Raw genomic sequence first — 13,407 nt, forward strand, 5'->3', positions numbered from 1 at the left:
GCGCCGCTGGGATCACGCTGGAGTGGCCTTCGGCCGCCAGGCCTCCTGGTAAGCGCCGATCAGGCTTGCGCGCGTGTCCTTGTAGCGCTCCCAGTCAAAACCCTCGAGAAACTCGAGCGCGGTTCTCGCCCCGCGCTTGAACAGATCCAGCTTCGCGTCGTCAGTGAGCTCGAAGTTCAGCCAGTCGTGATCTGCTGTGTCGATGTAGGCCACGAGCTGCCGGAAGTCGGGATTCTTGCGTATGAACTCGTAGTCGAGGCAGTGACGCGAGGAATTGAAGGTCTGCGTGATCAGCTTCAGCGGGCCACTGATCGTGTGCGCCCGCTCGTCCCACTGCAGCTTGGCGCCGAAGGTCGGTCGCGTCGGCACCTTGTAGGTGCTGTGGAAGACATCGATCGGGAAGTTCGACAATACACCGCCATCGACGAACACCGCCTCGGGCGGCGGAAAGCCCATGTTGTCGTCAGCTACCAGCCCGGCCATGTTTTCCCACAACTTCAGGTGTGCCGCATCACGCACCCGCAGCGGCACGCGAACCGGCTTGAAGAACAGCGGGATCGACATTGAGCAGCGCGCGTAGTCGGCCGGATTCACGGCGCCAACGTCGTCCCAGTACAAAGCGGCCATGCGCGGGAACTCGACCTTGGTTTCGGTCGCGATATCCGCCGCCACCACGCACAGGTAGTCCTTCGCAGGGTCCAGCGGCGGCAGCGTGTCGGCCCCTTCGAGTTGTGAGACGCGGTGCCGGGTGCCGTCGCGCAGACGCCAGCCGGCCGGCGTGGTGCTCATGCGTTCGCGCAGCGCCGTCGTGCTGGACACTGCCTTGCCGAGCACGACATCGCGCATCCAGGCACGAAACCGCTCGCCCCGGTTGAGGCCGTGGATCTCGTTCATGTTGTCGACGACCTGCATCGCCTTCCAGATGCCCTTGGCCAGCCCCGGCCGTTTGAGCATGGTGTTGATGAAGTCCGGCGCATCGTCATCGTCGTCATCCTTGCCATCGACGAAGCTCGCCATCGGCATGTTGGCGACGATCTCGGTCAGGCGCTCGCTCTTCGCCTCGGCGGGCGTGCCGAGGGCGGCGAGCGCCAGTGCAGTGATCGAGCCGGCCGACGCACCACCGAGCCCCGAGAAGCGCAGCCCCGCTTGCTCAAGGATGTAGACATAGCCGAGCAGCGCCACACCCAGCACGCCGCCGCCCTCCATCACCAGGTCGACATACTGATGACCAGCGTCGTCGATCACGTCGCTGTAGATCCGCTGATCAAGGCCCTTTGCCTTCAGCGCGGCAACGGTTGGTTTGACACAATCGAAGAACTGCTGTGCCTGCATGAGTGATCTCCTTGCCTGCGTTATTCAGGCGAACGAAGTGATCTTGAAGTACTTGCCGTCGAGCTCGCCGACCTTCTTCATCTGTCCGCCCTTGGTCTTAACCTCAAGGTTCCGCAATCGGGAGCCGCCGGACTGGTTCTCGGAGCTATTGAGCGGCCACAGGTTTGGATAGTCGTCGATGCCGGATACCTGCTGCTCCACAACATGGTCGCCGTCAGTTCCCCACTCGCTACGGTCGTAGCCGTGACGCTCAAGGAGCTTGTTGAACGCACTCTTGACGGTGTCCGAACGTCCGCTCTTGCGTGGGCCGACCACCATGCCAAGGCGGGTCTGATAGCCACCGCCAATGCCGATAACGCGAGCCCCTCCGGGAACGGCTTTCGAGCCGATTGGCGAGAACACTTCGGCGCCCGGCAGGGTCTTGATCGTCGCCTGCGGGGTGCGGCCGCTAACCTGATCTTCGGGCGCAAGCCAGAGACGCGGATAGGCCGCGGCGGGCGGCTTCTGCCACGCAATCGGATAGGGTTTTGTCTGCGATCCGTCGGCGCCCGTGCTGTCCAGCACACCGGCGTTGTCGAGGATGGTGGCCATGGCGTTCAGATCCGCTTCCAGCTGGGTCTTGTCGGTATCGATCTGGGCCTGCTGCGACGCTGGGTCATACTTCTCCAGTCGCCTGATCGTCGCCTCCACAACCTTCTTCTGGGCGCTCGCCGCTTTGCGCTCGCTCGACGCGGGGTCAATCTTTGCAATCAGGTCATCCAGCAGCGCGCGGTCGCTCTGCACGACCACATGCGCCGAAGTCGCCGAGCCTTCAAGAAAGATGGTGTGTGATGCGCCATCCTTTGTACTGAATGGCACCTTGGTTTTCCACCAATCCAGGATGGCCGCCACGGTGGATTTGATTGCCGCCAGAACCGCGTCGATCGCCGCCTTCACCTTGTCGATCAGCCACAGAATCGCCGCATCCACCTTGGCGCGTATCGTGTCAACCAGCTCGCGGATCTTCTTGCCCACGCCGCCGAGCCCGACCTGTTCAGCCAGGAAGCCGATCACCACCGGCATCGCGCGATGCATCAGGCCTTCGACCCGCGCGCCAGCCTTGTCGATGGCGCCGCTCGCGATTTCCGAGGCCGAATCGAGCGCGCTGATCGCGATGCGGATGATCTGCTGCGCATAGCGCTTTACCGACTTGAAGACCTTGTACACCCGGCGCGCAATGTCGACGATCTCGGACAAGCCGCCCGATGCTGCAGCGGCGGTAGCGACGATCGCGATCTCCTCCGCCACCTTGCCCGCCACCCACTCGGCCACGCCCTGCAGCACCGTACTACCGAAGTCCTTGGCCTTGTCGATGATGCCCTTGGTGTTCTCGGCCGGGGATTTGGAGGTATCGATCGCGCCGCGCACCCAGGCAATCGCGCTGCCGAAGCGCCGCATCCAGGTGCGCAGCTTGTCGACCTTCTTCGGATCGAAGCGCTTCTTCAACAGATCGAAAATGTGATTGACCGACAGCCCCATCACATCCAGCGCGAAGCCGAACACCGCCATCGGGTCTTTCCAGCTGCTAGGCGCGGTGATGCCCTTCTCGGCAAGCTCGCCGAACAACCAGCCCTCGATGCCGAAACCCAGGTGGTAGAGGATGCGGTTGCCGAAACGCTTGAAGCCGGCGCCGGTGGCGCGCACGGCATTGCGCACAAAATCGATCGGCGCGCGCATCACGCGGTCCCACACCGAGAAAGCCTTGCTGATCAGTTCGCCAAGCAACTCCGGCGGCACATCGAACACGCGCAACACCAGCCGGAAGCTCGCCTTCACCGCGCCCATCAGATCGCGGTTCTTGAATACCAGCTTGATCAGCGCGCGGATCTCGGTCTTCGTGCGCGCCCAGGCCTCGCCATCGCGCGCCAGCGCCTCGAACAGCTCGATCTGGCGCAGGATGATCGGAATCAGGAAGTCCACGAAGGGGTCGCGGATGCACTTTGGGATCATGTCCCAGATCTTCTCGGCGAGCAGGATCGGGATGCCCCATACATCCAGCACCACATTGGCGATGCGGCGCAGGAAGTTGAGCGCCCGACCGAGGAAGGCGCCGAGCCGATCTACCATCGCGAGCAAGCCATCGGCCACCTGCATCAGCTTGCCGCCGGCCCAGGCGGCCAGCGCATCGATCTGGTCCGCCACCCACTGCGTCGCCGACACGATGAACGACAGCCCGACGCCGGCCGCCGTACCGACCCAGCCGCCGACCGCCTTCGCCACCCGCCCGATCGCGCCGGTGAGCCCGCGCGCGAGATTCACCAGCCCGCTACCGAATCGATGCGCGCCACGCTGCAGCGTGGGAATCAGCGTGTTCTGCAGGTAGGCGCGCGCCTGCACCACCATGCTGCCCTTGCCCCAGTGCGCCTTGATCCAGCGAACGCCCTGCACCACGCCCACCACGGCCGCACCGAGCGCCACCAGCGGGCCCGCGGGCGAGGCCATCACCGCCACCGCGCCGACCACGGTTGCCACCGTCTTGATCTCTTTCTGATAGGGCGCCAGCACTTCCTTCACCGCGTCCCACAGCTTCTCGACCTTGCCTTGCACCCATTGCAGGATGCCGTTCTGGCCCTCGGGGCCGTCACCGATGCCGAGCTTGTTCTTCACCCAGGTCCACGCATCGGCCGAGGCCTTGCGGATCGGCGCGCATTTGTCCCACACCCAGCTCGCAAGCTGTTCGATCTGATCCCACTGCTGCTTGGCGATCTTCTTGATCCAGTTCCACACCGGCGCGCCAACCTTGTCCCACAGCGACTGGCACAAGTCCTCGATCTTCTTCACCACCGGCTGCAACTTCTCGACGATGGGTTGCAGCAGCTTGGTCGCAAGCTGCTCCACCTTCTCGGCGGCCTGGCGCAGCGGCGTGCAGTCGTTGGCGGCGATCTTGCCGGCCGCCTCCTGCACCCACTGCAGCATCGGCGCAAAGCGCGCGGTGAGCTGCTTGCCGGCACCGGCCACCGCATACACCGGCGCCATCACGCCGTCGATGACCTGCTTGAAGCCATTGGTGACGCGCTCCTTCAGGTAATCCAGCACGCCCTGCGGGCCCTTCTGCACGAAGGGGGCGAGTTCTGGCGCGTAGCGGTTGACCAGCTCCATCGCCAGATCGCCCGCCGCCTGTTTCACCGTATCCACTGCGCTGCCGAGCGCAGCCCCCGCGCGCTCCAGCAGACCAGGCTTGCGCTGCACCGTCGCGCCGCTTGTGCGCCCGGCCACGGCGTAGCCGCCGCCCGCCACCACCGCGGCGCTCGCCCGGCTGGCCTCTACCTCCAGCGCACCGCCGTCGTGGCCGAGCCGCTGCACCTGCGGCCGCGCCGGCCCGCGTTGCTGGATCACATGGGCGACTTCGTGCGCGAGCAGCGCCAGATCGTCCGGCCGCTCGCCCTTCGCCAGCACGATGTCCTCGCCGTACGCGAAGGCGCGCGCGCCCGCCTGTGCCGCGGCCCGCTGCGCCGCCGCGTCGGTGTGCACGCGCACAGCGGCGAGATCCGCATTGAGGCTTTGTTCCAGGCGACGCCGCAGCGGCATTGCCAGCGGCTGACCCGCTCCCAGGCGGCCCGGCATGCGCTGGGCTGAGCCAGCGGCCGGGCGCGCGCGCGCCGTGGCGGCAGGCGCAGGCCTGGCCACTGCGGCAGCGCGCGCAACGGCGCTCACGTCTCGCCCTCCTCACGCAGCGGGCAAACCTGCCCGCTCTTGCGATACTCGCGGCGGATCGCCGCCTCCAGTGCAGTGGCATCGATGCGGCCGCCGGCCTCCAGCGCCAGCAGCGCCGCATGCAGCACCACGTTGCGCCACTGCCCGCCAGCAAACGCGCAGCGTGCCGCAAAGCGTGACAGCACCGCAGGCGGCACCACATGGTCGCGCGGCAGGTGGATCGCAAGAATGCGCTCGCGCACCGCCGTATCCGGCGCCGGGAAGTCGATCGTCACATCGATGCGGCGCAGGAAGGCGCTGTCGATCCGTTCCGCGCTGTTGGTGGTGACCAGCAGGATGCCGTGGAAGCGCTCCACCGCCTGCAGCAGGAAGTTCGTTTCGAGGTTGGCGTAGCGGTCGTTGGCGTTGCTGACACCGGTGCGCCCGGCCATCAGCGCGTCGCCCTCGTCGAGCAGCAGCACCGCGTCGATCGCCTCGGCGGCCTCGAAGATGCGCGCGAGGTTGGCTTCCGTCTCGCCGATGTACTTGCTCACGGTGCGCGCCAGATCGATGCGGAAGGCAGGCTTGCCCAACTGCGCGGCGAGGATGCGCGCAGCCGCCGTTTTTCCCGTGCCGGACGGCCCTTTGAACAAGGCCCGCACGCCCGGTGTGAGCCCAGCCGCCAACGCATCGCCGACGCCTTCAGCGAGCCGTTCGCGTTGCCGGCAACGCAACTCAAGCCAGCGCATTTCCTCAGCCGCGCGGGGCGGCAAGGCCAATTCGCTCCAATCACCCGCGCCCGGAAGGGCCTCGGCCAGCGAGGCCAGCGTCGCGTCACTGCGCGCGGCCAGCAGCTCAGCCAAAGCACGCACCGGCTCGGGCCGTGTCAGCGCGCGCGCGATTAACCGCTGCCAGATGCCGGCAGGCAAGCGATGCGGCGCGGCCAGCAAATCAGGGGAATCGTCGAGCCCCGCACTGCACCACGCGCGTTGCAACATCGCGGCACGCGCCTGCGGTGCGGGCGGCGCCAAGCGGCGTACCGTCACCTGTGGCGGCAGCTCGCCACCGGCCAAGGGCAACAGGCAGATGTCGGCAAGCGGCGCGACCAACGCCAGCGATTCCGGTAGTTGCCGTCGCGCGTCCAGCACCAGTGCGGCGTCCGACAGCAGTGCGATGCAGCGTGCCGACGCCAGTTCGGCAGCCGACGTCGCTGCGCTCGCGCGCAGGCTCAGGCAAGCGTGGCCGGCCGCAGCCGCGAGCGCAGCCGCGAGCGTCATGCGGCCGCTGCCAGGCAGCCCGCGCAGCACAAGCGGCCGAGGGGCGTCGGCCACCGCCTCCGGCACAACCAGAGCATCGAGCGGCGACGCAGCCTCGCGCGGCCGCAAGCGCAGCGTCACGTCCTCGACCCGCCGCGCGCACAGTGCATCCCACACCGCGAGCGGCACCGACAGCGTCCATGCGGCACGCGGGCCTTGCTGCTCGGCGTGCAGCAGGCCGGCGTTGAGCAGCGCCTGCAGGCGTTCGCGCACCGCGTCCGGCTCCAGCGTCGGGTGGCAGGCGGCGAGCCAGCCCCAAGCGGGGCGGGCGGCGCCGTCCTGCAGATCGGCGGCGAGCGCGGCGAAGCGCGGGTCGTCTTCGATCAGGCCGATCTGGAAGACCAACCCGATCGCCGCATCGTCCAGCGCCAGCGCCGTCTGCAAGCGACGGATCGGCAGACCCGCCTGCGCGCCAGCCCAGGCGTCGGCCGCCTCGTGCCACGCGTGCCAGCAGGTCTCCAGCGCGAGGCCTTCAAGTTCCGGGCGGTCGATCTGGTCGAGGTAGTCCTGCAGGAAGGGGTGGTGCGCGAACAACGCGTCGGGCGAACCGGCCTTGCGCAAGGCCGGCGCGAGCCAGGCGAGCACCGCGCCGAAGAAGAACAGCCGCGCGTGGTTGGCAGCGCCCGGCGGCACATCGGCGAAGGCGAACGGTGCGCGCGGCGCGTTCATTCCGGGCCCCCGGCGTCGAAGCGGTAGCGCAGGTCGCAGCCCGCGGCCGGCAGCCAGCCGAGATCGCGATCCAGACCCGCAAGGCGCACCTCGATCGGCAGTGCCGCAAGGCTCATCCGCACCTCCAGATACTCCGCGCTGCGGCAGACCCGTGCGGGCACGCGCAGCAGCCGCTGCGCAGCATCGCCCTGCGGCCAGCCGGTCGCAGCTGCGAGCCGCGCCCGCACGAAGGCTGCAAAGCGGGTGATCCAGTCCGCCCAACTGCAGATCGCGCGCGGCGCTGGCCGAACATTCGGTACGGCGCGGCGCGGCGCAACCCAACCAGGCCACTGCACACCCTGCAGGGTTTCATCGCCCCCCACATCGACGACACAGAAGCCGGCGGGATGCCACAGGGCCTGACGTCCACGCGCCACGACACAGCGCCAAGGCTTCGCTTGCGCCGCCCACGGTGCGAGCCAGTGCGGCGGCATTTGCCAATCGCCTTCCGGTGCCGACGCCCACAGCCCAGCCTCAACACCCAGAGGGCGACCGGCTGCATCGGCGAGCCAGCCGCAAAGCGGATCGGCCTCGAACTCGGTGCCGATCAACTCACGTGCCAGTAGCGCAAGGTAGTCCCACGGGTGCAGCGCGATACCGCGCTCAGCCGGGCGGGTGAAATCCGGGTAGAGGCCCAACGCGAGCGCGAGATTCAGCAGGTGGAAGACGCCGCCATAGGCCGTTTCTAGCGCGGCACCAAACGAATGCGGCGCACCCGCGATCGGCGCTGCGGTGTGCGCCGCATGGACGCTGATTGATCCGGCCGCGAGCACTTCGGTGGCCGCACCCACAGCGTCAGCAGCGCGCACAGGCGCCGACGATTCGAGCGCCTTGATCGGCTCGACGTCGTTCCAGCGCAAGCGCGCTCGGGCGGTGGTCTGCGACGGCAAGGGTGCTCGCGCTTCGTCCGGTGCCAGGGGCAGCACAATCGGATCGTTCGCGGCTTGCAGAATCGCCGCGACGCTGCGGCCGATCGCATGCCGCACAGGGATCGGTGCGAAGGGCGGCGGCTGCGTCGGAGCCTCATCCAGGCGCTGCGGTATGTCGGGCAAGGCTTGCTCGCGCAACCCCGGTTCGCAGGTCGGCGGTGTAACCGCCATGTCGGACGTCAGCCTCCGATGAGCATTCGCGGCAAAGGCTTGCGGCCTCATCCACACAGCAGGCGGAAGCGGCGCCGCACACACCGCCGCGGGCGCGCGGGCCAGCCCCAATGCGAGCCATAACCAGGCGCGCGGCGCTTCGGGTAGCTGCGCTGGCGGCGCCGCAGTGCAATCCGACAGGGCCGCAATCAGCGTCTGGACGGCAGGCGAATCTGCAGGGGCGGCGACGTCACCGCCCATCGCAAAGTGCTGTGTCAGACCCTGGCGAAGCGCAGCGGCCTGCGTGCCGACCGCTTGCGCGAAGCGCACCGCTAGCCCGCGCCCCGCCAGCAGCGCCAGCGCAGCCGGCACCGCGTGCGGATGTTGCTGCCAGGCGGCGATAACACCCGCCGCGCCCGCCAGAGGCAAGCTGCACCACCACCAGCAACGCTCGATGCGCTGAGCCAGCAAGTCCAGCGCCGCGCAGGCAAGCCATTCGGCGGTATCGGCGAAACACACCGCCATCGCATCGGGCATCACCACGTCGCGCCACGGATGGCGTGCAGCCGCGAGACGTGCCTGCACCTGCCGCGAGATGGGCTGCCAATCGGTCTGTGTGCGCGACAGCGGTGCGGCGAACGCGTCCTCGGCAAGCACACCACTCGCCTCGCGCAGGCACAGGATCGCGCGTCCGGGGTCGAGCCCGCGCAGCGCCGATTCGGCGCGGCGCGCAAAGCGCGCGTCGAGGTCCGGCACCGGCTCCCCGCCCCGCACCCGCGCCCTCACGATGCGCAGGTCGTCCATGCTCAGCCGCCCTTGGGCGCAGGCTTCTTCGGTGCGGCGCGCTTGGGTACCGGCTTGGCAGGTACGGCGCGCGCAGGCGACTTCTTCTTCGCAGGCGCGCTGCGGATCGCAATGGTCGCGGCCGGCCTCTCGGCGACAATTGAAACGCCCGCCGCCGGCCCCACGCCGGCGCCAGGCGCCGCAGCGAGCGGTGTTGCCAGATCGGCCAGCCCTGCCGCCGAAACGGCCGGTCTGGTGGAGATCGCAAGGTTGTTGAGCGCTCCCAGCAGCTCCGGCGAAATCGTTACCGCAGGCGTCGCAGAGGCACCCGGTGCGGAAGCAGCGCCGGCGGCGTTGGCGTTGAGTGCCGCGAGGACGCCGGGGTTAACGGTGAGCACGCCACTGGCAAGCAGGCCCGGCAGAATGTTTGTCAGGATGGTGCGGGGATAGGCAGTGATTTGGATGTCGATCTGTGACGCGTCACCTAGATCGATCCACTTTCGGCTCGGGTCAAAGAAGGCAATCGTGATGCCCTTATCCGAGACAGACTCGAGGACCGGCATGTTGTAAGTGTCGCCCGCCCGGAAGTACGTCACCTGCACGAAATAGTCGTTGGCCGCGGGATCGAATCCATCAAAGCGGATGTAGCGCCGTTCGGTAACCTGGAGATTTCCGAGATAGCTGGCGACGACTGTCAATGTCGAGGCACCCTGTGGGTGGCTGCCGACGAGTCGACCTCCTGCCACGACTTTGGGGCCGCTTTGCGTCTGTGGTGCCGTAGGGCGCCAGGCACCGTTGGCATAGCCGAGTACTTGCCCTTCGCTGGGCGTCTGATCCGCCACTGGCACCTTGCGCAGTCGTTCGACGACCGTCTGCGATGCAGCGCCGGTGACGTCACCAGCCAGCACGGTGGCACCCGTCGTTGCACCGGCCAGCGCGTTGAGGCGATCAATGATCGCGTTCATCAGCGTCGCGGTAATCAGCTCACCCGGCTGTACATGCGACAGCGCCACCGGCGCAGTGGGCCGGAAATACCCCGGATCGATCGCACCGATGATTCCGGTATTCAACAAGCCCGGCGATACCTCCACCAGGTCATTCCGGATGGCGCTGCTTGCAAGAGGTTGCGCGAGGGCCGCAGCGGCCGCGCGCTGCACGCCGGAGGTATTGAGGGCAGTGCTGGTGACGCTGTTGATCAGGTCGGCCATGGTGGTCTCCTCAGAAAGTGGGGTAGCGGTCGTGATCGAAGCGGGCGCGGTTCTCGCGCGACGCCGCCGGAAGGGGCAAGTGGCGATGGCCGAAGAGCAGTGCGCCACTGGCGTTCCCGTCGTCACCCCGCAGGCGGAAGCGCCAGATCAGCTGCGCCGGTTCGCTCGTCAGGTTGATCGGCGGCAGCATCGCGGCACCGCGCCACAGCGGTTCGAGCAAGGCGCCATCGAGGAAGTCGTCTTCACTGACGGCGAAGCCGCTGAAGAAGGTGTCGGCGTCGATACCGCGGCGCGTGCTGCTTGCGAGCGGCAGCAGGCCGACCGGCGGCAGGTAGCGGAATACGCTGGCCGCCTTCAAACCGGCAGGCAATACGTCGCCCGCGTTGATCAGCTCGGCGACCTGCAGCGCAAACTGGCGGATGTGAGCTTCGCCTTCCGCCGCGCGGCGACCGCTGCCGAGCAGCAGCAGATCGGCCGCCGAGGCCGGCGCGTGCAGGCTGCGGCGTACCGCCCACATGTCCAGCCACGCCAGGCCACCGGGCTGCCAGCCGAACAGCGCGAGCGGCACTTCGTTGTCCGCCACCACGCCGGCCGCATCGAGCAGACCGTAGGCGCGCAGCGGGTTATCCAGCCCGCCGAGCGGATCAGCCAACGCTTCGGCCACCACGTTGCCGCCCAAGGCCGCAAAAGCCGCAAGGTGGCGCGCGCGGTGCCGGCCCAGCGTGCTGCCGTCGTTGAACAGCGGCGCATCCGAACCCAGCAGCGCACCGGGAATCGTCGCCAGCCGGAAGCGCAGACCCGAGAGGCGCCAGCGCGCACCGCAGCGATTCAGCGCCGTACCGCCTTCACCCGAAACGCCGGGCGCCTGTTCGGAGGACAAAGCCTGCGCCGGGCCCACCAGCAGCACCTGCAGCGCGGTGCCGTACTGCACCGAGGGCGTCGGGTTGCCGCTGGGCTTGGGCCCACACAGGCGGAATTCGCCCGGACCAAGCTCTGCTGCTGGCGCGCGTGAGTCATCCGGCACCAGCGCGATGCGCAATGCGGCAGCGAGGCGCAGCACGCTGCCGTCCGGCGCAATCGCGGTGCCGGGCGACAGGTCCACCGCATTGAGCAGCGAACCGTTCGAACTGCGCGCACGGGTGACGACCAGCCCACGGGCGATACCGGTGCCGGCCGCGCTGGCGATGGCGGCATCGCGTGCCGCGCTGGCGGCCTGCTCATCGGCCATGTCGCGGCCGGAGAGCAGGCGCCCGCCGAAGAAGTTCACCGCGCGCAGCGCACCATCGAAGTAGCCGGGTGCCGCGGCTTCAGCCAGCGCGCTCATGGCAGCTCCCCGTACTGGCTGATCTCGACCATCAGCTCCATGCCGTTGTCGAAGCCGATTGGCTTGCCACCGAGCGCCAGCGTGACGACGATGCCCTTCTCGCCAAAGCTGCTGAAGCCCACCGTCAGCACCGGGCTGTCGAGCTTGGCCACCGCGATCGCCTTGAGGATGTACATGTGCTTGCGGTCGGCATTGGGCTGGATGTAGCCATCGAAACCGATCGTGAAGGGCGCGCGGTCTACAAGCTCAAGCTTGCCGAACGCTGGCCCGCGCGTGCCTTCGAAACCGATGATGCCGGCCGCGACGATCTTCACGCCCGCAGCTGCGGGCGGCGCGCTCACCGCACCGGGCCGCCAAGCGTCGATCGTGGCATCCCACACCAGCGCGTCGCCGTTACTGGGTGCCGCGTTGGAGACCTTGCGCTTCTGCAGGCCTGCCACCGTGTTGTCACCCGCCGGGCCGTTCGCGTCGCCGCCCAGCACCACCGGCGTGCCACCGCCTGCGGGCGCGGGTACCGGCCGCCAGACGCTGCCGTCGAAGCCCAGCAGTTGCCCGCTCGCGGCGCCGGTCGCGACGAGGCCGACGCCTTGCAGGGCGGTGACCTGCGCCGCGGTGATCGCCCCGGTCAGATCGCCGCCGGTCGCCGGCAGCGTCGGCGAACCGTGTGTGTGATCGGCGCGCGCATAGGCGAGGCTGGCGCCCACCGCAGGGGTCTGGTTGAACAGGGTCTCCGGCACCACATCGGTCGCGGCCGCCGGCTGCGCGGTCTGGCCGAGGCCGTAGAGTTCCTGCAGCGTGCGGGTCGGCAGCAGCAGCGGGCGGGCGCTGTCGTCCAGCGTCAGCGAGGCGACGTCGAGCGCGCCGGCATTGAGGCGGAAATGCAGGCTCGCGAGCAGCACCGGTTCTTCCGGATGCAGCGCGGTTGGCGCCGCAGGCGGGCCTGCGTCCACCGGCACTTGCGGCCGCACCTCGGTCACCCACACCCGCTCGGCCAGCGCGATCGCCGCATCGAAGTCCGCCACCGCCACCTGCCACGGCCCGCCCACCGCTTCACCGGCGATCAGCGTGCGCACCAGCGGCGGCACATCCACCAGCGCGAGCGCGGTACCCGCCGAGGGCGCGGGACGGATCGCGCGGATCAGGCGACCGAAGCGATCCGTCAGCCATTCCTCGACCTGCGCCGGCGGTTCGGCGACGAAGGCGAGATGGAAGGTTTCCGCGATCCGCGTCGCGACGCCCTCGCCTTCGCCGCAGCAGGGCGTGACCGGCAGCGGCAGGCGGTCGGTATCGCACTCGTGGTAGCCGAGCACGACATGCGCGCGCTGGAAACCGGCGTCGTCCGCCGGCAGCAGCGTCGCCGCATTCGCGCCGACCCAGGCGGCAAAGTCGGCGCACTGCCGCGCATCGACCCGCACCACCTTGCCGGCGACCGTCAGCGCCAGCCCGGGCTCGACCCGCACCTCGCTGCCCGACAGCGACACCGCCAGGCCCAGCGCAGTGCCGTAGCCGTGCAGCACACGGTTGTGCTGGCGATCGCGCTCGAGGAAGTAGAACTGCTCCTGCTCGAATTCATCGGCGCCAAGAATCTGGCCCAGGCTGTAGCGCACACGCTTGTCGGCTTCCGGCGTCGACGGCGTGGCGGCAGTGGAGAAGGCGGCATCACTCATGAGCGATTCTCCCGGAGAGGGATTGTGGTGAACGGGGAGGCCGGTCGGGCCTCAGGGTTTTGGATATCCGATGTGCGGCACTCAGGCGCGCCGCACTGTGTATGGTCTGGCGCGCGCCGGTTGGGCCGGACTTTGGAAGACCCGACCTTTGACGGGCGCGGCTTGAGATTGGCGCTAGCGGTTTGCTGACGTGCTTTGGCCGGGGTCCCGCCCCCGGCGGGCGTGTTACTTCTTTTGCTTCGCCAAAAGAAGTAACCAAGAAAAGGCGACCCGGCGTTCGCGGTCAGGCTCAGAGCGCCTGACTCCCCTCGCGTGCTC

General features: G+C 68.4%; 7 protein-coding genes. All 7 read right to left on the reverse strand.

The annotated features are described in order from the left end of the window. Positions 1-12: 12 nt before the first annotated feature. Genes ACE3P0_RS12695 through ACE3P0_RS12725 form a run of 7 tightly spaced genes read right to left on the reverse strand, consistent with a single transcriptional unit; the run spans position 13 to position 13,089 of the window. Entirely contained in the window at positions 13-1,332 is a 1,320-nt protein-coding gene (locus tag ACE3P0_RS12695) for a patatin-like phospholipase family protein (protein ID WP_374403002.1), read from the reverse strand. Between the two features lie 24 nt (positions 1,333-1,356). Beyond that, the gene (locus ACE3P0_RS12700; RefSeq protein ID WP_374403003.1) at positions 1,357-5,025 is read right to left on the reverse strand and encodes a DUF4157 domain-containing protein; all 3,669 of its coding nucleotides are present in this window, start codon (positions 5,023-5,025) and stop codon (positions 1,357-1,359) included. Then, a complete protein-coding gene (locus ACE3P0_RS12705) occupies positions 5,022-6,989 on the reverse strand; it encodes an AAA family ATPase (protein WP_374403005.1) in 1,968 nt (655 codons plus the stop codon). The genes ACE3P0_RS12700 and ACE3P0_RS12705 overlap by 4 nt, the downstream gene beginning before the upstream one ends. After that, complete coding sequence (locus tag ACE3P0_RS12710; RefSeq protein ID WP_374403006.1) at positions 6,986-8,911, reverse strand: hypothetical protein; 1,926 nt, start codon at positions 8,909-8,911, stop codon at positions 6,986-6,988. The genes ACE3P0_RS12705 and ACE3P0_RS12710 overlap by 4 nt, the downstream gene beginning before the upstream one ends. Before the next feature lie 2 nt (positions 8,912-8,913). After that, positions 8,914-10,098: a hypothetical protein gene (locus tag ACE3P0_RS12715; protein ID WP_374403007.1), complete on the reverse strand. Its 1,185-nt coding sequence runs from the start codon at positions 10,096-10,098 to the stop codon at positions 8,914-8,916. A gap of 10 nt (positions 10,099-10,108) precedes the next feature. Further along, positions 10,109-11,422, reverse strand: a complete 1,314-nt coding sequence (locus ACE3P0_RS12720; RefSeq protein WP_374403008.1) for a hypothetical protein — start codon at positions 11,420-11,422, stop codon at positions 10,109-10,111. Further along, the gene (locus tag ACE3P0_RS12725) at positions 11,419-13,089 is read right to left on the reverse strand and encodes a hypothetical protein (RefSeq protein WP_374403009.1); all 1,671 of its coding nucleotides are present in this window, start codon (positions 13,087-13,089) and stop codon (positions 11,419-11,421) included. Before ACE3P0_RS12725 ends, ACE3P0_RS12720 begins: the two co-directional genes overlap by 4 nt. Positions 13,090-13,407: the final 318 nt, after the last annotated feature.

This window comes from Niveibacterium sp., from assembly GCF_041909475.1.
In the GTDB taxonomy this organism is placed as follows: Bacteria; Pseudomonadota; Gammaproteobacteria; order Burkholderiales; family Rhodocyclaceae; genus Niveibacterium.